Origin of the sequence: Tropicibacter sp. S64, assembly GCF_049803835.1 — a bacterium.
In the GTDB taxonomy this organism is placed as follows: Bacteria; Pseudomonadota; Alphaproteobacteria; order Rhodobacterales; family Rhodobacteraceae; genus Pacificoceanicola.
Map to the genome: position 1 here is coordinate 133769 of NZ_JBNAGK010000003.1, position 16918 is coordinate 150686.

The 16918-nt window shown below is 67.3% G+C and carries 20 protein-coding genes and 1 other RNA gene; 15 read left to right on the top strand and 6 right to left on the bottom strand.

Going from position 1 to position 16918, the window contains the following annotated elements:
* Positions 1-57 precede the first annotated feature (57 nt).
* From ACP159_RS06295 to rpmG, 14 genes are all read left to right on the top strand, one after another.
* Entirely contained in the window at positions 58-1302 is a 1245-nt protein-coding gene (locus ACP159_RS06295; RefSeq protein ID WP_425098806.1) for an MFS transporter, read from the top strand.
* 21 nt (positions 1303-1323) lie between these two features.
* On the top strand, positions 1324-2043 hold the full coding sequence (locus tag ACP159_RS06300; protein ID WP_425098807.1) for a DNA-3-methyladenine glycosylase I: 720 nt from the start codon (positions 1324-1326) through the stop codon (positions 2041-2043).
* Positions 2044-2255: 212 nt separating this feature from the next.
* The gene (locus ACP159_RS06305; protein ID WP_425098808.1) at positions 2256-2993 is read left to right on the top strand and encodes an alpha/beta hydrolase; all 738 of its coding nucleotides are present in this window, start codon (positions 2256-2258) and stop codon (positions 2991-2993) included.
* A 15-nt stretch (positions 2994-3008) separates the two neighbouring features.
* On the top strand, positions 3009-3893 hold the full coding sequence (locus ACP159_RS06310) for an alpha/beta hydrolase (protein WP_425098809.1): 885 nt from the start codon (positions 3009-3011) through the stop codon (positions 3891-3893).
* Positions 3894-3896: 3 nt separating this feature from the next.
* Positions 3897-4325, top strand: coding sequence for a VOC family protein (locus tag ACP159_RS06315; protein ID WP_425098810.1), 429 nt, complete (start codon positions 3897-3899; stop codon positions 4323-4325).
* Positions 4326-4350: 25 nt separating this feature from the next.
* The gene (locus tag ACP159_RS06320) at positions 4351-4959 is read left to right on the top strand and encodes a hypothetical protein (RefSeq protein WP_425099043.1); all 609 of its coding nucleotides are present in this window, start codon (positions 4351-4353) and stop codon (positions 4957-4959) included.
* Positions 4960-5082: 123 nt separating this feature from the next.
* Positions 5083-5826, top strand: a complete 744-nt coding sequence (locus ACP159_RS06325; protein ID WP_425098811.1) for a hypothetical protein — start codon at positions 5083-5085, stop codon at positions 5824-5826.
* A gap of 104 nt (positions 5827-5930) precedes the next feature.
* Positions 5931-6983, top strand: coding sequence for an ester cyclase (locus tag ACP159_RS06330; protein WP_425098812.1), 1053 nt, complete (start codon positions 5931-5933; stop codon positions 6981-6983).
* On the top strand, positions 6980-7606 hold the full coding sequence (locus ACP159_RS06335; protein WP_425098813.1) for a class I SAM-dependent DNA methyltransferase: 627 nt from the start codon (positions 6980-6982) through the stop codon (positions 7604-7606). The genes ACP159_RS06330 and ACP159_RS06335 overlap by 4 nt, the downstream gene beginning before the upstream one ends.
* A 126-nt stretch (positions 7607-7732) precedes the next feature.
* Positions 7733-8857: a LysM peptidoglycan-binding domain-containing protein gene (locus ACP159_RS06340; RefSeq protein WP_425098814.1), complete on the top strand. Its 1125-nt coding sequence runs from the start codon at positions 7733-7735 to the stop codon at positions 8855-8857.
* Between the two features lie 3 nt (positions 8858-8860).
* Positions 8861-9907, top strand: coding sequence for an ABC transporter substrate-binding protein (locus ACP159_RS06345; RefSeq protein ID WP_425098815.1), 1047 nt, complete (start codon positions 8861-8863; stop codon positions 9905-9907).
* Between the two features lie 175 nt (positions 9908-10082).
* On the top strand, positions 10083-10802 hold the full coding sequence (locus tag ACP159_RS06350) for an alpha/beta fold hydrolase (protein WP_425098816.1): 720 nt from the start codon (positions 10083-10085) through the stop codon (positions 10800-10802).
* Positions 10803-10996: 194 nt separating this feature from the next.
* An RNA gene (gene rnpB, locus ACP159_RS06355) (RNase P RNA component class A) lies at positions 10997-11400 on the top strand.
* Between the two features lie 112 nt (positions 11401-11512).
* A complete protein-coding gene (rpmG, locus tag ACP159_RS06360; protein ID WP_005856346.1) occupies positions 11513-11680 on the top strand; it encodes a 50S ribosomal protein L33 in 168 nt (55 codons plus the stop codon).
* 155 nt (positions 11681-11835) lie between these two features.
* On the opposite strand, the gene ACP159_RS06365 is transcribed toward rpmG, so the two are convergent.
* The 4 genes from ACP159_RS06365 to ACP159_RS06380 all read right to left on the bottom strand — a co-directional run bounded on the left by ACP159_RS06365 (position 11836) and on the right by ACP159_RS06380 (position 14060).
* A complete protein-coding gene (locus ACP159_RS06365) occupies positions 11836-12264 on the bottom strand; it encodes a hypothetical protein (RefSeq protein ID WP_425098817.1) in 429 nt (142 codons plus the stop codon).
* 107 nt (positions 12265-12371) lie between these two features.
* Positions 12372-12827, bottom strand: coding sequence for a cupin domain-containing protein (locus tag ACP159_RS06370; protein WP_425098818.1), 456 nt, complete (start codon positions 12825-12827; stop codon positions 12372-12374).
* Between the two features lie 133 nt (positions 12828-12960).
* Positions 12961-13704: a Bax inhibitor-1/YccA family protein gene (locus ACP159_RS06375; RefSeq protein ID WP_425098819.1), complete on the bottom strand. Its 744-nt coding sequence runs from the start codon at positions 13702-13704 to the stop codon at positions 12961-12963.
* A 149-nt stretch (positions 13705-13853) separates the two neighbouring features.
* Positions 13854-14060: a DUF1127 domain-containing protein gene (locus tag ACP159_RS06380; RefSeq protein ID WP_425098820.1), complete on the bottom strand. Its 207-nt coding sequence runs from the start codon at positions 14058-14060 to the stop codon at positions 13854-13856.
* A 124-nt stretch (positions 14061-14184) separates the two neighbouring features.
* Here ACP159_RS06380 and ACP159_RS06385 point away from each other — a divergent pair, with 124 nt between their 5' ends.
* Positions 14185-15060, top strand: coding sequence for a LysR family transcriptional regulator (locus ACP159_RS06385; protein ID WP_425098821.1), 876 nt, complete (start codon positions 14185-14187; stop codon positions 15058-15060).
* Between the two features lie 211 nt (positions 15061-15271).
* On the opposite strand, the gene ACP159_RS06390 is transcribed toward ACP159_RS06385, so the two are convergent.
* The gene (locus ACP159_RS06390) at positions 15272-15679 is read right to left on the bottom strand and encodes a hypothetical protein (RefSeq protein ID WP_425098822.1); all 408 of its coding nucleotides are present in this window, start codon (positions 15677-15679) and stop codon (positions 15272-15274) included.
* 54 nt (positions 15680-15733) lie between these two features.
* Positions 15734-16747 carry an alkane 1-monooxygenase gene (locus ACP159_RS06395; protein ID WP_425098823.1) on the bottom strand — a complete coding sequence of 338 codons (1014 nt, stop codon included), beginning with the start codon at positions 16745-16747 and terminating at the stop codon, positions 15734-15736.
* Positions 16748-16918: the final 171 nt, after the last annotated feature.

A 16918-nucleotide genomic window follows, 5' to 3' on the forward strand; every position in this document is an offset into this window, starting at 1 on the left:
TGTCAAGCGGGCCATGGCGCATGCGGCGGCATGGAGACACAGCGAGGTAAAGATGTCATGACCGGCATCGCGAAAAGGCTCTACGGACGAGTGGCGGACACGGATGCGAAAACGCCACCGGAAGAGGCCCGCAATGCGCTGCGCCATATGGGCGCGCTGTCGATGACCAAGATCGCCGACGGGTTGATCGACCCGAAGCTGGTGCTGAGTTGGCTGGGGCAGGCGCTGGGCGCGCCCGCTGCCGTCACCGGCCTTTTCGTGCCGATCCGCGAGGCGGGGGCGCTGCTGCCGCAGATCCTGCTGGCGGGCGTGGTGCAGCGGACGGCGGTGCGCAAATGGATCTGGGTCATCGGCTCGGCGGGTCAGGGAATCGCGGCGGCTCTGATCGCGCTGGCCGGGATGACTTTGGAGGGTATGGCGGCGGGGCTGGCGATCTGCGGAGCGCTGGCGATGCTGTCGCTCTGCCGGGCGGCCTGCTCCGTCAGTTACAAGGACATCCTCGGCAAGACCATCCCGAAGCGGCGGCGCGGCACGGTGCAGGGCGTCGCAGGCAGCGCGGCCTCGCTCGCCGTGGTGGCCTTTGCCCTGCTGATGCTCTCCGGCGTGCTGCGCGAACAGGGGCCGGTCATCGCGGCCATCGCGCTGGCGGCGGGGCTCTGGCTCTGTGCGGCAACGCTGTTCTCGACGCTGGAGGAAGTGGCGTCTGAGACAGACGGGGCCGCCGCCCTCGACCTCTCCCCGCTGCGAGACGATCCGGCCTTCCGGCTGTTCATCGCGGTGCGCGGCCTCTTGACCGTCACCGCCCTCGCGCCACCCTACTTCGTTCTGCTCGGCGGCGGTCAGGGGGCGTTGCAGGGGCTGGGCGCGATGCTTCTGGCCTCGGCGCTGGCCAGCTTCCTGAGCAGCTACGTCTGGGGCCGGCTCTCCGACCACTCGGCGCGGCTGGTTCTCGCGCTGTCGGGGATCTGCGGCGCGGGCTTCGCGCTTCTCGCGGTATTGGCGGAGGTGTTCGGGTGGTCTGCCGCGCCTTGGGTCGTCCCGGGCATCCTCTTCGGCTTCATGCTGGCCTATCAGGGCGTGCGGCGCGGGCGCTCGGTCTACCTCGTGGACATGGCACCGGAGGACAAGCGCGCACCCTATGCGGCGCTGGCCAATACGGTGATCGGCGTGCTGTTGCTGGCGGTGGGTGCCTTAGGCGGGGCGCTGGCGCTGCTGGGGCCGGTGGCGGCGCTTTCGGGCTTTGCCCTCCTGTCGCTGGCCGGAGGGCTGCTGGCGTTTCGCTTGCGTGATGAAAAGGCCTGATGTTCGGATTTTGTTCTTCCCATGAGCGCAGCCCTGTGGCAGCTTTCGCGCATCAGTGGAGGGACCGAGATGCGCAGTTTTGACGAGATCCTCGCCATCGCCGCCGAGCGGAAAGGCGGGCGAGACGCGGTTCTGGACGGTATCCCGAAGCCGAAGACGGCGGAGGCACTGGCGGCCATCCCGGACGACCGCTGGCTGGCACAGTTTGCCCGGGGCATCCTGCAGGCCGGGATCAGCTGGACCGTGGTCGACAAGAAATGGCCCGATATCGAAGCGGCCTTCCACGGCTTCGACGTCGGGCGGGTGGCGCTGATGTCGGAAGATTGGTTCGACGAGTTGATCGCCGATCCGCGCATCGTGCGCAGCCCTCCGAAGGTGCGGGCAATCCAGGAAAACGCGGTGTTCATCGCCGAGGTTGCGAAGGCGGATGGCAGCTTTGGCCGCCGCATCGGCGACTGGCCGGCGGAGGATTTCGGCGGGCTGCTGGACTGGCTGCAACGCGAAGGTGCGCGACTCGGCGGGGCGACCGGGGCCTATGCGCTGCGGCAGATGGGCAAGGAGGGCTACATCCTGTCCGGCAGCGTGGTGGCGCGGCTGGTGGCGGAAGGGGTGATCGACAAGGCCCCGACCTCGAAAGCGGCAAAGCGGGCGGTGCAGGATGCGTTCAATGTCTGGAAGGCGCAGAGCGGTCTGAGCCTGACAGTGATCTCGCGTGTGCTGGCGCAGAGCATCGACGCATGATGGTGACCAAAACCTTGGGCTGAAATTGTGTTCACCACCACGCCGGGCGTGTGCGGGGCATAGCCCCGCCCTACGGTCCGTTGTGTCTTTTTCCCGGCGTTCCGGGGGTGGAAGGACCTGCGCCGGTTCGAGTATTTGTGAAGAGAAGAAAGACCGGGACTTGGGTGTCCCGGTTACCCGCCTATGCTGGCGGCGGATTGGCAGGAGATGACATGGCCGAGACATCCCACCTCACCGGACCCCGGGGCGACCGCCTCGCCTATGCGTACACGCCCGGCAACGGGCCCTGCGTCGTCTTTCTTTCGGGGTATCGCTCCGACATGGAGGGCACCAAGGCGGTGCATCTCGAAGCCTGGGCGGTGGCGCGGGGTCGGGCGTTCCTGCGGCTCGACTACGCGGGGCACGGGGCGTCCGGCGGCGTGTTCGAAGAGGGCTGTATTGGCGATTGGGCGGCGGATGCGGAGGCGGTGATCCGGCATGTGACGGATGCTCCGGTGGTTATGGTCGGCAGTTCCATGGGCGGCTGGATCGCCGCGATCCTGTCGCAGCGGCTGCCGCTTGCGGGCTTCGTGGGCATCGCCGCCGCGCCGGATTTCACCGAGGACGGCTTCTGGGCCGGCTTCACCGAGGCGCAACGCCGGGCGGTGATGGAGCAGGGCGGGGTGGAACTGCCGTCCGCCTATGAAGACCCCTACATCGTCACGCGCAGATTGATCGAGGACGGGCGGGAGCACCTGGTCTTGCGCAAGCCCCTGCCGCTGGACTGCCGCGTGCGGCTGCTGCAGGGGACCGAGGATGAGGCGGTCAGCCGGGAGACAGCGCTGCGCCTGCTCGACCATATCGACGGCGCGGACGTGCGTCTGACCCTCGTCAAGGGCGCCGACCATCGGTTCTCCACGCCGGACTGCCTCGCGCTGATCGAAACCGCGATCCGCGAGGTTCTGGCGTGATCCGGGTGTGGTAAGATGCGGTTCGACGCGTCCCGGATCGGGCCGGACCCGGAGGCATACCTCGCCGCGCAGGAGGCCCGGGTGCCGGGCATTACCCCGGGCGTGCAGAAGCGCATCCTGTGGGCCGGTGAGACCGGGGGGAAGACGGCGCTGGCGCTGGTCTACGTGCATGGCTTCTCCGCCACCTCCGAGGAACTGCGCCCGCTGCCGGACCGTGTGGCGCAGGCCCTGAACGCCAATCTGGTCTTTACCCGCCTCACCGGCCACGGTCTGCCGGGCGAGGCCCTGGCGCGGGCCAGCCTGCTGGACTGGAAAGCCGACATCGCCGAGGCGCTTGCGGTCGCGGAGAGGATCGGCCAGCGCACGGTCCTCCTCGCCTGTTCCACCGGGGCAACGCTCGCGACGCTGGCGCTTCCGGAGCCGATGGGGCAGGCGGTGGCGGCGGCGGTCTTCATCTCGCCGAACTTCCGCGTGAAGGCTCCCGCCGCGCGCATCCTGACGTGGCCGCTCGTGCGCCACTGGGGGCCGCTGGTCGCCGGGCGGATGCGCGGGTTTGCCCCGCGGAATGCCGATCATGCCCGCTACTGGACCTGCCGCTACCCGACCGAAGCGCTGATCCCCATGGCCACCGCCGTCGCCGCAGCAGCCAGAGCACCGGTCGAGGCCATCGGCACGCCCGCGCTGATGCTCTACGACCGCGCCGATACGGTGGTCGACCACCGCGCGACAGAGGCGCTCGCAAACCGCTGGGGTGGTCCGATCCTGACACATCCTGTCAGTACTGGCGCCGAGGATGATCCCGATCACCACGTCATCGCCGGGGCGATCCTCTCGCCCCGCCAAACCGGGCCGATGGCGCAGACCATCGCCACATGGATCAAAGAGACCACAGGAGTTTAACCCATGGACCAGCGCGTCAGCCTGATCACCCTCGGCACCCGCGACATTGAGGCCAGCGCCGCCTTCTACGAGGCCCTCGGCTGGCGGCGGGTGGAGACACCGGACGGTATCGTCGTCTTCGACCTCATCGGGCAGGCGCTGGGGCTGTATCCGCTCTCCGCACTGGCGAATGACATGGGGCTGGCCGAGGCCGACCTCAGCACCGGCGCCGCCACGCTCTCGCACAATCTCGCCACCCGCGAGGCGGTCGACGCGCTCACCGCGAAGGCCGAAGCGGCGGGCGCCACCATCCTGCGCGCCCCGCACGAAGTGTTCTGGGGCGGCTACATCGCCTATCTCAAGGACCCGGACGGTCACGTCTGGGAGTTCGCGCATAACCCGTTTTCGGCGCTCGGGCCGAACGGCGAATTCCGCTGGACCGGCTACGCCTGATCCGATGAAGCGGCCGCCGAAATCCATGCGCGGGCTGGAGGACCTCGGGCGGACCCGCCTGTCGAAACACTTCTTCCTGCGCGAGTTCCTGCATTCGGAAATCGGCAGCCTCCACGGCATCCCGAACATCCCTGAACGCCCGGACCTCGCCATCGCGCGGGGGCGGGCGCTGTGCCAGACCCTGCTCGACCCGTTGCAGGAAACCCTCGGGCGAATCTTCGTGCGCTCCGGCTACCGCTCGCCGACGCTCAACGCCTTCGGCAACGCGGCGGGCCTCAATTGCGCGCGCAACGACAACCCGCTGGAATGCCACGTCTGGGATTTCCCCGATGTGCCCGTCGCCGGGGCCTCCGTGGTGATCCCGTGGTTCGCGGATCGCTACGACCAAGGCCGCGACTGGCGGGATCTCGCGTGGTGGCTCCATGACCATATCCCCTTCTCCGAACTTTGGGTCTTCCCGAAACTCTGCGCCTTCAACATCGCGTGGCGACCCGTGCCGCAGCGCCGCATCGACAGCTATATCGTGCCGAAAGGCTGCCTGTTGCGTCCCGGTGCCGAACCGGGCGAGCCGTCCGAAAAACGGGCTGCGCGCTACGCGGATTTCCCGCCGTTTCGGGGCATCGCCTGTCCGTGACGCCGCGCGATGCGACGAAATTAACCTTAACGCCCCCCGCCGGGTTGTCCGAATCCCGCCGGCTTGCCATGTACGCCCTGAGCAAGGAGTGCAGGCAGCCCCGTGACCGCGAACCCGCCAGACGTGACCCCCCTGACCCTGCCGCAGCGGGAATGCCTCGTGCTGGCCGCCGAATACCTCGCCCGGGAGATCCCTGGCGGCATGGAGCCAAGTGCGTTCGGCGCAAGCCTTCTGCCCCTGTCCCCGGTTTTCGACATCGGCGCCTGCGCCCTGGCGCGGCTCGGGATCTTCGAGGAGGGGCCGCGGAATGGCGTCTATGCCGTCGCGATCACGCCGGACCGCGTGCGCGCGCATCTCGCCCGGCGTGCGCTGAGTGCTGCGGACTTCGGCGCGGCGCTGCAGGCCTGGCTCAACCATGCGGCGGGCCATGCCCAGACCTTGCCGGATACCCGCGCCAGCTTTGTCCTGCCGGATCTCCACGCCCGGATCGGGACCGTCCTGATGCGCCTCGGCCTGCTGGAGGCGGACGGCGGACGCGTGCGCTGGACGCAGAAGGCCGCGCCCTACATGCAGGAGGCGATCCTCTGGGACGACAAGGGGCAATGCCTGTCGGAAATCTGGCAGGCCCAGGAAGAGGCCGAGGCCCGGAACTTCTTTGCCGGGCTGCCCGCCGGGCTGGTGCAGGCGCTGCGCCGCACGGTCATCGAAAAGGGCGGCTTCGAGGGGCTCGATTTCCTGCGGCATCACTGGACGGAACACGGCTGGACCGAGATACGACAGGAAAATCCGGGCAATCTCAGCGACGCGGAGTTCCGGGTTAACTTTTTTACAACCTTCATAAGGTTAATCAGGGAAGGACGGGGCTGACCGGCGCCTGCGCCACCGCCACAGGCCCCACCCGTCCCTGACCCGTGGAGCAGAACGCCCATGACCGATCCGATCCGGCCCCGCGACCCGCGGGGCACCCGCCGATGAACGCCGAAGCGCCCCAGAACCATCCGCTGGGACGCCTGCCGCGCATGACCCACTCCAGCCAGCCGCTGGGGCAGGCGGCGGCGGCCCGCGCGGCGTCCGGCTCCGATCCGCAGTTCAACGTCTTCCTGACCGACACCGCCCGCCTCATGCGGGCCGAGCGCACCCTCGACGGCAGCCTGCGCGAGGCGGTGCATGGCCATGTGATCCGCCGCGACGCGCTGGGCATCGCTTTCGGGCGCGGCGCGGTGCAGGCCGACCTGCAGGGCCAGATGGTGGCCATCCCGGACCAGCAGGCGCTGACGGAGGATGTGTTCAGCACCGGCTCTCAAAGCCTTGGCCTGCTCGGGGCGCAGCGGCTGTTCCTCTTCGGCCACCACCGTGGCCCCGGTCCCTTCGGTGCCCCCACCGGCCGGGCGGTTCAGTACCGCGAGATGTCGGAGATCTACGCCAAGGGCAACCGCATCAGCGACATCTGGAGCGTGCGCGACCATGGCGCGATCTGCTCACAGCTGGGCCTCGATCCGCAGGCCCTGGCGCGGGAGCTCTGGTCCGGCGCCGACCCCGAGAGCATGCCGTTCCGCCCCGCCATCGACCAGCAGGGCCCCTATACCGGGACCGGCAACCACAACCAGTGGGGCCGCGCCTTTGCCGAACTTCTGACCCGAATCGTCGCGGGCGAGTTGCAGACCATCACCGGGCAGTACGACGACGCCTGCGTGCTGGCCTATCCCGGCGGGGTCGATGGCCACGGGGTGGCACAGGCGGTGCAATTCTGGATGGGCCTGCGGGCCGCATTTCCCTCGGCGCAGTTCCGGATCGAGCATGCCATGGGCCTCGAGGAGCCGCTGATGCCCGCCCGCGCGGCAGTGCGCTGGTCGCTGACCGGACGGCACGAGGGCTGGGGCCTGTTCGGCGCGCCTTCCGGTGCGGAGGTGCATGTCATGGGTATGAGCCACGCGGAATTCGGCCCGCTCGGCGTGCGCCGGGAGTGGACGCTCTACGACGAGCTGGCCATCTGGATGCAGATCGTGGCACACCGGGGGGCATGAGCTTTCCCTTGCCGCCCCCCGGCCTGTCCGAGACCACCCGCGCCACCTACGAACGCGAGGCCGCCGCCTTCGACGCGCAGCGGCCGAAGGGGCTGTTCGAGGCGGGCTGGCTCGGCCGGATGCTGGCGGATGTGCCGCCGGGCGGCGCGGTTCTGGACCTCGGATGCGGCGCGGGCGAGCCGATCGGGGCTTTTCTCCACGCCAGCGGTCATGCCCTGACCGGGGTGGATTTCGCGCGGCCCATGCTCGATCTCTTCGCCTGCCGGTTCCCGGAGGCCACCGCCATCCATGCCGACATGCGGCACCTCGATCTGGGCCGGCGCTTCGCGGCCATCGTGGCCTGGGACAGCTTCTTTCACCTCACGCAGGACGAGCAACGCGCCGCCTTGCCGCGGATTGCCGCTCACCTCGACGCAGGGGGGCGGCTTCTGGTCACCGTGGGACCGGAGGCGGGCGAGGTGCTTGGCCATGTGAACGGCGCGCCGGTCTATCACGCGTCGCTGGCGCAGGCGGAGTACGAGGCGATTCTGTCGCAGGCGGGCTGCGAGACCGAGGCATTCGTCCCGAATGACGCCGAAAGCCACGGGCACACGCTGCTTCTCGCCCGCAGGGTCAAATTTTAATCTCCCTTAACGCTTTGTTAATAGGGCGATTGACCCTATGGGGCGACACAACCCCTTGCGTTTTTATTGACGAACACCCACCAGATGCGCCAGATTTTATGGAAACATCTAGGGGGATAGACGGATATGCTGAAACGCGCGAGCGCGATCGCAGCCGCTTTGGTCGCTGCCACGACCATGGGGGCCGCGGCACAGGAGACCTGCGGTGGCCAGTACACCGTGCAACGGGGCGACAGCCTCTCGCTGATCGCCGACAAGCTCTACAAGAACGTCGGGGCCTGGACGGCGATCTATCGCAACAACATCGACGTGATCCCGAGCCCCGACAGCATCCGCGTCGGCCAGGTCTACCGGATGCCTTGCATCGACGGCCTGCCCACCGGGCTCAAAGGCGGCACGGTGATCGACGCCAAGCAGGCCGCCGCGCCGCGGATCGCGCCGGTGGCCAAGCCTGCAGACGCGGCCGCCCAGCTTGCCGAGCGCCAGCGCAGCGCGGCGGAAGCGGCGCAGGGCGTCGATGTGCGGCTGATCGCGGGCGACGACTTCCGCCCCTTCACCAACCGCCTGCAAATGAGTTCGGGCATGATCACCGATCTCGTCAACCGCGCCTTCGTCAACGACGAGAGCACTGGTCAGCACAAGTTCTACTGGATCAACGACCGCTCCACGCACCTCGATCCGCTGCTCTCCGAAGGCATGATTGACCTCGCCTTCCCCTGGAAGAAGCCGCATTGCGACGAGGGGGACACCAGCGCGGTCTGCACCGATTACGTCTATTCCGAGCCGATGTTCGAAATGCTGATCGTGCTGTTCACCGCGAAGGACCACCCGGTGACCTTCAACGGCGAGCAGGACCTCGCGGGGATGCGCGTGTGCAGCCCGCTGGGGTTCGAGGCGGGCAGCCGCCAGGGCGGCTCGAATTACATGACGAAACTGGGCGCGCGGCTGCAGCAGCCGGACAGCCCGGAGGAGTGCTTCACCCGCCTGATGAACGGCAGCACCGACGCCGTGGCGATGAACGAGTTCACCGGCCGCGTGGTGCTCAAGGACATGGGCCTGTCGGACCAGGTGGAGCTGCAGCTGCGCCGTCCGCTGGCCATCGAGGGGCTGCACGTCGTGGCGCACAAGTCCAACCCACGTGCCGAGGCGCTGATCGCGGCGTTCAACAACGGGCTGGAGACGATGCGCGACAGCGGCGAGTATCTCAAGGTCATCGACACCCATATGTCCAGCATCTGGGCGGGGCTCTGATCCATGTCTGACTGGAGGAGACTGGCGGCGGCCGGGATGGTCGCCGCGCTGGGAATGCTGACCGGGGGCGCGGCGCTGGCCCAATGTGCTCCGAGCGCACACAAGGTCAGCGCCGGGGAGACGATCTTTACCATCGCCGAGGCGAAATATGGCGATCCGGAGAAATGGACGCTGATCTACTACGCCAACGAGGTGGCGCTGACCGCCTCGGTGTTCCAGGTCAAGCCGGGCGACATGCTGATCATCCCCTGCGAGGCGACATCGGCCAGCGCCGATGCCACACCGCTGCAAACGGATGTGGCGAACGCCGAGTTGAAGCTGCTGACCGGCTCCAACTACGAGCCCTTCACCGATCTCGACTGGCCGGGGCAGGGGATGCTGACCGAACTGGTCAACGCCGCGATGGAAGCGACCCCGGACCCGGTGACCTATTCGATCACCTGGGAGAACGACTGGGGCAAGCACTTCCCGGAGCTCGACGACAAGACCTTCGACATGGGCTTTCCCTGGTACAAGCCCGATTGCGACGCGCAGCCGGACAGCGACCGCTGCGTGAACTACCACTTCTCCGACCCGCTCGCCGAAGTGCTCATGCTGCTCTTCGTCAAGGACGGCTCGGATTTCACCTTCGAGACCGACGAGGACATCTTCGGCAAGAAACTCTGCCGTCCCGATGGCTTTCTCAGCTTCGACCTCGACACGCCGGAGCGGCAGTGGCTGACCACGGGCAAGGTCGAGCTGGTCCGCGCCGACGACGAACCCGCCTGCTTCAACATGCTGATGGCGGGGGAGGTGGACGCGGTGTCTCTCAATGTCTTCCTCGGGGCGCAGGTGATCAAGGAGATGGGGCTGCAGGGACAGGTGGTGCCGCTAGACCGACCGGTGTCTTCCCTGGGCATGCACATGATCATCTCGAAGCGGCACTGGCGCGGGACGACCTTCCTCTACCGCTTCAACGCCGGGCTGGCGAAGCTGAAGGAAAGCGATCGCTACAACGAGATCGTCTCCAAGCACCTCGGCATCTTCTGGGACCGGATGAACGCGGAGTGACCGGGACGACCGGCCTCGCGCAGACGTGACGACAAGGGCCGGCGCGGATTCGTGCCGGTCGTTTCTTTTGCCCTTTCCGCCGGGCATGACTTTGATAGTTTGCGAAAAATCCATCCGACTTCGGCGGGCGGCGGGCGGCGGGAGCCGCGGACACAGGCAGCGACAGACAGGGCAGATGCGCGAACCAGTCGTCTTCATACCGGGCATGATGGCCGATGCCCGCGCCTTCGGCCCACAGATCGCCGATCTCAGCCGCGACTTCGCCGTCATGTGCATCCCGCCGACGCGCGGCGAGCGGATCGAGGAGATTGCCTCCGGGATGCTCGACCTGCTGCCGAAACGCTGTGCGCTGGTCGGGCACGGCATGGGCGGCATGGTGGCGATGGAGATCGCCCGCCGCGCCCCGGACCGGGTGTCGCGGCTGTGCCTGATGGACACCTCGCCGCTGGCCGACACACCGCAGCAGGCGGCGGAGCGCGACCCGCGCATGGTCAAGGCGAAGACCGGCAAGCTCCGGGCGGTGCTGGAGCAGGAACTGCCGATGGAGGCGCTGGCGCCGGGGCCGTATCGCGCCGACATCCTGGCGCTGGCCCGGGACATGGCGGATGTGCTGGGGCTGGAGATTTACCTGCGGCAGTCCCGCGCCCTGCAACGGCGGCGCGACCAGCAGGGCACGCTGCGCAAGATCGCGGTGCCGGTGCTGATCCTCTGCGGCGCGCTGGACCGGATCTACGAGGTCAAGCGCCACGTCTTCATGGCCGACCTGATCCCCGGCGCCCGTCTGGACGTCATCGACGGTGCGGGCCACCTTCCGGCGCTGGAGGCACCGGAGGCGGTGGCGGACGCCCTGCGCGACTGGCTCGCCCGGCCCCTGATGCTGCGCGGCGCGCTGTGACGCGGAGCGGGCCTGCGGCCCGCGCATGCCGTCTCCTCGGCGGCCTCCGGCCTTCTCTTCGGGCGGGCGCCCGGGGCAGCGGCACCGCTCAGGATCAGGCGCGTTTTTCGCAGCTGGCGGGGCGCCTGAGTATTTGTCGAAGAGAAGAAACAGGGGATTGACGGGTGCCCGGGCGCTTTCTATGTCCGCGGGGCGCGGAAGGCCGGACGGCCGCTTGTCCTTCGGGACGAGAGGAAAGTCCGGACTCGCTGAAGCATCGGTGCCGGGTAACGCCCGGGCAGGGCAACCTGACGGATAGCGCCACAGAAATGAAACCGCCTCTGCCTTGGCAGGGGTAAGGGTGAAACGGTGGGGCAAGAGCCCACCGGGGGGCTGGCAACAGTCCCCGCATGGCAAGCCCCACCGGGAGCAATGCCAAATAGGGACCGCGCGCCCGCCTGATTCCCTACGGGGAATATCGGGGCAGGGGGGCTTCACCCCGAGTGGTCCGGGTTGGCAGCTAGAGCCGCGTGGCAACGCGTGGCCCAGAGGAATGGTCGTCGATGGCGCGGGGGGACTCGCGCCGGAACAGAATCCGGCTTACAGGCCTTCCGCGTGTTGAAATTTTCCGTCCACCCCGTTGACTCGGGAGGCTGCATGGGTAAAAGGCAGGCTCTACAGATTTTCACGGGGCCGACGCCCTGTTTCAGGACGACCCCAGGAGACAAGCCATGGCGAAGCCGACGACTATCAAGATCCGCCTGAACTCGACCGCAGGCACCGGCCACTTCTACGTGACCAAGAAGAATGCCCGCACCATGACCGAGAAGATGACCATCCGGAAGTTCGATCCGGTCGCGCGCAAGCACGTTGAGTACAAGGAAGGCAAGATCAAGTAATCTTGCCCCAGCCCCTGCCGGGACCGGCGGAGCGACGAGGCCGCGCAGGACATCCTGCGGCGGCCTTTTTCGTGTCTGGCGAGGCAGGTTGGAAGGATTGCGCCGGGCAGGCCCGTCGCCCGGGGGCGCGCGGCTGGCGCCGCGCGCGGGGCGGGTCACTCGGGCAGGATCGCGGCGTCCTCGAGCACGACGGCTTGCCAGGTCTCCGGGTCCTCGACCCGTTTCAGCGTGCCGCGCAGGGTCAGACGCCGCGTCTCGTCGGTGAAGGCGACCGGCTCCGCCAGCGTCACCATCAGCGCCGCGCCGTGATCCGGGCTGCCGCAGAACGGGCAGCTTCCCATGTCCGCCACCAGCATCAGTTCGCGCACCATATCGCCCGGCAGGGCGGGTGCCGCGTAGCCGGTGATCGTCACGACCTGGGGGTCCTCGCCGAGCGCCGCCGGGTAGCGCTTGGTCACGCTGTAGCTCGAGTCGGTGATGACCTCGTCGATTTCGATCTGGCCGAGCAGCGCCCAGGTGTCAGGCTGGGCGGAGGCGGCGCCGGCACCGAGTGCGGCGAGAAGGGCAAGTGGGCTGGTGCGCATGGAACGGGGCTCCCTGATTGCGAATAGGGTCTCGTGTGGCAGAGTAGCAGCCCGACGACCCCCGGTGAATCCCCAATGTGCGGCATCGGCGGACCTTCGGCGGCGGCTCAGTCCAACGGGTCTGCCGGGGCACCGCTCTCGGTGGTCCAGCGGCGTTCGTCATGGGCCCGGTCCACGTGCTGGACGCGGTCATGGTTGGGGTAGTGCACGCGGTCGCGCACAGCACGCGTGCCAACCACCAGCAGTCGCGCCGGGGCATCGCTGCGGTTCTCGATGCAGTGGCCGGTGGCCACGCCGGCCTTGAAGCAGGCGGCCTCGCCGGTGCCGAGCGGGGTTTCGTCGGTGCCCTCGCGCAGGATGACCTCGCCCTCCAGCACGTAGACCAGTTCGTCCTCTTCCGCGTGCCAGTGCAGGGTTGCGGTCCGCGAGCCCGGCGGCAGGATTTCCTCCGCCGCGCCGAACTGGGTCAGCCCGCCGCTGTCGCTGAACCGCAGCGACTCGAACGGCCCGCAGGAACCGTCCCCGGTCTCCCGCTGCACCGCATCGCGCGTGATCTTCGGCATGCCTGGCCTCCCCTCCAAGTTGAAGCGCAGGGTAACGCGCTTCGCGTGTCGCGCAACCAAAACCTGTGAACGCAAAAGGGCCGGTCGCGATGACCGGCCCCCCTGTGTCTTTCTTGCCCTAGGGCGCTGCCGTTTACTCGCGGTTGCCGAACAGCTGCAGCAGGAACATGAACATGTTGATGAAGTCGAGGTACAGCTCCAGAGCGCCCATGATGGCGGCCTTGCCGAGCCACTCCTGATCGGCGTGGGCGGCGTGCTGGATGTAGGTGTTCTTGATCTTCTGGGTGTCATAGGCGGTCAGGCCGGCGAAGATCAGCACACCCAGGATCGACACGGCATAGTAGATCGCCGGCGACTGCAGGAAGATGTTGATCAGCGAGGCGACGATGATACCGATCAGACCCATGATCAGGAAGTTGCCCATGCCGCTGAGGTCCTTCTTCGTGACATAGCCGTAGAGGCTAAGGCCCGCGAAGGCGATCGAGGTCACGAGGAAGATCTGCGCGATCGAGAAGCCGGTGAAGGCCACGAAGATCCACGCCATGGACAGACCCATGACGGCGGCGAAGCCGTAGAAGAAGAGTTGCGCGGCCGCCATCGACAGCTTGTTGATGATGCTGCCGAAGAGGAAGATCATGCCGAGCGGCGCGAACATCACGATCCAGCCGAGGATGTTCGGGCGCAGCGTGACCGGGTCGCGGAAGACGCTCAGCAGATCGGCGTTGGAGCCGACGGCCCAGGCGACAAGGAAGGTCAGCAGCGTGCCGACCGACATCGTCGCGTAAACCTTGTTCATGTGGGCGCGCAGCCCTTCGTCAATCTGGGCGGCGCGGGCTCCAGAGACGCCTGCCGCCCGGATCGTGTTGTAATCAGCCATGAAAGCCTCCGAGAAGATCCCTGTTTAACTCCGCGTCACGACGCGGACCCCGCACGTACGGATGCACGTGCAGACCCTGAAGGGAATATTGGGGATGCAGCGCAGGTTTTCAAGGTTTTCCGGGCTGTTGTCCGGCCGAAATGCGCATCTTAAATACGCCAATTCGACGGAGCGTCCCAAAACGGGCGGTTCGCCTCGGATTGTGCGGCAAGGCGCGACAATCCGATGTCGTCGAGCGCTGCGTCGTCGAGTGCCCGCAGGGCGCGGCGCTGGCGGGACAGGGCGGTCCATTGGGCAAGACGGGCGAGGGGACGCAGGCGGATCCGGGGGAAGATCAGGGGGAGTGAACGGATCATGATGACCTCCTTCAATTAATGTGATGCATTCGGTGTTTGTCATTTCGCATGGTGATGGTATGAAGGGGTCATGTCCATTTGTGAAGCGAATGTTTCTTAAGTGATCCATCACGGAGTCTGATGAATGCGGAATCTCGACATCACTACGCTGCGCTCCTTCCTTGCGGTGGCGAACTCTGGCGGTGTGACCCGGGCGGCGGGGTTTCTGAACCTGACGCAATCGGCGGTTTCCATGCAGCTCAAGCGGCTCGAGGAGACGCTCGACCTCAAGCTGCTGGACCGCTCCGGGCGCGGCGTGACCCTGACGCCCGCAGGCGTGCAGCTGCAGACCTACGCCCAGAAGATGATCGAGCTGAACGACGAGATCTACAGCCGCCTGACGGACAAGAGCTGGGAGGGCGAATTGGTCCTCGCGGTGCCGCATGACATTGTCTACCCGGTGATTCCGGAGGTGCTCAAACGCATGGGGCGCAGCCATCCGCGGGTCAAGGTGCAGCTGGTCAGCTCGTACACCCGCGACGTCAAGGCATTGTTTTCAAAGGGAGAAGCCGATGTGATCCTGACCACGGAGGAGCATGTGGGCGAAGGCGGCGAGACCCTGGCCACGGTGCCGCTGCGCTGGGTCGGCGCGCCCGGAGGCACCGCATGCCGCGGCCGGCCGCTGCGGCTGGCCTACAACCTGAACTGCGGTTTCCGCCCCGGCGCGATGGCCATGCTGGACGCGGCGGGGATCGACTGGGAGATGGCGGTCACGACGGACAACGACCGCACCGTGGAGGCCTCGGTGAGCGCCGACCTTGCGGTGACCTCATCCCTGGAGGGGCATGCGGCGGACTATCTGGAATACATCGACCCCGGCATCCTGCCGGACCAGGGGGTGCAGAAGATCAACCTCTACGGCTATGCGGGCAGCGGCAACGCCGGGTTGGTGGAGACGATGAAAAGTTATTTGCGGCAGGGGTTTGCAAGCCTCGGCGCGGCGAATACCAACGCCGCCTGACGGCAGCGGCGCCTGCGGCGGGCGGGTTGGGGGGCTCCGCCCCCCCCCGTTTCGGGGTATTTGGACCAAGAAGAAACACTCAGGGCCGTTCATTCGGCTTTCGGTCCGGCGCGGACGGTCCGTGGGGCGGGGCTTGCTTTTTTCCGCGCCATTCTTCCGAAAACCGGTTTCCACTTTTCGGATTGCGCGTCGCGCCCCGCACCCCCCTGGCTTACACGCCCACGTCCGGCCCGAGGCACATCATCGGTTCCTCGTTCTGCTGTGCCTCGTAGAGCACCGTGCTGGCGGGGTCGTTCTCGAACACCGCCCGGAGCTTGTCGTCCTCGCGGAAGAACGACCAGCATTGCGGGTCGGGCGTGTCCTCGTAGACGAAACAGATCTCCCCGGCTTCCTCGTACCAAAAGCCTTCCTTGCATTTGCCGTCGAGGAAGGACCAGCGCACCTGCCGGTCCGGCAGGTATTCCTCGGCTCCGTAGGCTTGACCCGCGAGGCCGAAATACAGCGTCTTTCCATCGACATAGCGTTCGAATTCCCCGGCGGACATCGGCTCTGCCGCGATGGCACCGAGGGTGCTGAGGCCTGCGAGGAGGCCCGAGACTATGGCTGCTTTAAGGTTCATGTAACCATGCTGCCAGAGCCGCGGGGCACGGGGAAGAATTTAGTTACTGTTAAGTTAATTTGTGCGGGTCGCCGCCGCCCATTTCCGCACCCGCCGGTCCATCACGCGCCGCCACAGCGGCGGCACCAGGGCGATCACCGCCATCACCGGCAGGCTATGGGGCAGCACCGGCATGGCGGAGCGGTCGACATCCAGGCCCGGGAAGGGGACGGCGGGCCGGGTGTGATGGTCCGAATGGCGCGGCGCGTTCAGCATCAGCGCGGCGGAGAACCCGTGCGGGCTGTTCCAGGCATGCCGCGGGCCGACCGGTTCCGGTCGCCCGTCCATCAACCGCTTCCGCCGCAGCCCGTAGTGCTGGACATAGTCCGACAGGTAAAGCTGCACCTGCGCATAGCCCGCCAGCGCCAGCAGCCACAGCACCCCCGCGCCGCCCCCGATCAGCGCCGCCATGCAGAGCGACACCGCCGCCCCGAGCAGATATGCCGGGTAGGGATGGCCGCCGCGGCCTTTCCTGAGCCGCGCCTCCGCGCGATACCCTTCGACGAATTCACCCCGCCAGGCCCGCGCCAGGAAGCGCCAGAACCCCTCGCCGGGCCGCGCCGAGTTCGGATCGCGCTCCGTGGCCGCCCAGACATGATGCACCCGCACGTGCGCCGAAGCATGGTGGCCGAACAGCACCGAGGCATAGACCGCCGCGCCGAGCCACCGCAGCGCCCGCGCCGGCCGGTGGATCAGCTCATGCGCGTTGGAGTTGCTCACCTGCCCGAGGAACAGCGCCAGCGCCATGAACAGCACGCCGCGCTCCCACAGCGGCCCCGCGCTGCTCAGCACCGCGACCCCGCCGTAGAGCAGGGGAAAATGCACCAGCGCCAGCGCCACCGCGAGGCGAGTCCCCGCCGGGAACTCCGCCCCCGGATGATCCGGCGCGGCGAGGACCGCCAGGCGATCCATGACGCCCGCGACGACGGTGATATAGACCAGCGCCGCCACGGCAAAGCCGCCGCCAAACGCCTCCCCCAACGCCAGCAGGACCACCATCCCCATCGTCACGCCGACAAATCGCGCCATGCGCATCCTCGCAAACTCCTGCAACCGTACCTCTATCGGAACTTTCCGTCACCCATCGGGCGAAACGGCGGGCATTTCAGGGCGCGACCTTCGGATCAATTGTCGTTTTCGGCCTGCCCATGACCAAAGCGCCGACCTATTGTGCCGACACGCGCAAAGGAGACAGCAGAC

Coding starts and splice junctions, on each gene's coding strand:
- ACP159_RS06295 (WP_425098806.1), top strand. CDS start 58: ATGACCGGCATCGCGAAAAGGCTCTACGGACGAGTGGCGGACACGGAT.
- ACP159_RS06300 (WP_425098807.1), top strand. CDS start 1,324: ATGAGCGCAGCCCTGTGGCAGCTTTCGCGCATCAGTGGAGGGACCGAG.
- ACP159_RS06305 (WP_425098808.1), top strand. CDS start 2,256: ATGGCCGAGACATCCCACCTCACCGGACCCCGGGGCGACCGCCTCGCC.
- ACP159_RS06310 (WP_425098809.1), top strand. CDS start 3,009: ATGCGGTTCGACGCGTCCCGGATCGGGCCGGACCCGGAGGCATACCTC.
- ACP159_RS06315 (WP_425098810.1), top strand. CDS start 3,897: ATGGACCAGCGCGTCAGCCTGATCACCCTCGGCACCCGCGACATTGAG.
- ACP159_RS06320 (WP_425099043.1), top strand. CDS start 4,351: ATGCGCGGGCTGGAGGACCTCGGGCGGACCCGCCTGTCGAAACACTTC.
- ACP159_RS06330 (WP_425098812.1), top strand. CDS start 5,931: ATGAACGCCGAAGCGCCCCAGAACCATCCGCTGGGACGCCTGCCGCGC.
- ACP159_RS06335 (WP_425098813.1), top strand. CDS start 6,980: ATGAGCTTTCCCTTGCCGCCCCCCGGCCTGTCCGAGACCACCCGCGCC.
- ACP159_RS06340 (WP_425098814.1), top strand. CDS start 7,733: ATGCTGAAACGCGCGAGCGCGATCGCAGCCGCTTTGGTCGCTGCCACG.
- ACP159_RS06345 (WP_425098815.1), top strand. CDS start 8,861: ATGTCTGACTGGAGGAGACTGGCGGCGGCCGGGATGGTCGCCGCGCTG.
- ACP159_RS06350 (WP_425098816.1), top strand. CDS start 10,083: ATGCGCGAACCAGTCGTCTTCATACCGGGCATGATGGCCGATGCCCGC.
- rpmG (WP_005856346.1), top strand. CDS start 11,513: ATGGCGAAGCCGACGACTATCAAGATCCGCCTGAACTCGACCGCAGGC.
- ACP159_RS06365 (WP_425098817.1), bottom strand. CDS start 12,264: ATGCGCACCAGCCCACTTGCCCTTCTCGCCGCACTCGGTGCCGGCGCC.
- ACP159_RS06370 (WP_425098818.1), bottom strand. CDS start 12,827: ATGCCGAAGATCACGCGCGATGCGGTGCAGCGGGAGACCGGGGACGGT.
- ACP159_RS06375 (WP_425098819.1), bottom strand. CDS start 13,704: ATGGCTGATTACAACACGATCCGGGCGGCAGGCGTCTCTGGAGCCCGC.
- ACP159_RS06380 (WP_425098820.1), bottom strand. CDS start 14,060: ATGATCCGTTCACTCCCCCTGATCTTCCCCCGGATCCGCCTGCGTCCC.
- ACP159_RS06385 (WP_425098821.1), top strand. CDS start 14,185: ATGCGGAATCTCGACATCACTACGCTGCGCTCCTTCCTTGCGGTGGCG.
- ACP159_RS06390 (WP_425098822.1), bottom strand. CDS start 15,679: ATGAACCTTAAAGCAGCCATAGTCTCGGGCCTCCTCGCAGGCCTCAGC.
- ACP159_RS06395 (WP_425098823.1), bottom strand. CDS start 16,747: ATGGCGCGATTTGTCGGCGTGACGATGGGGATGGTGGTCCTGCTGGCG.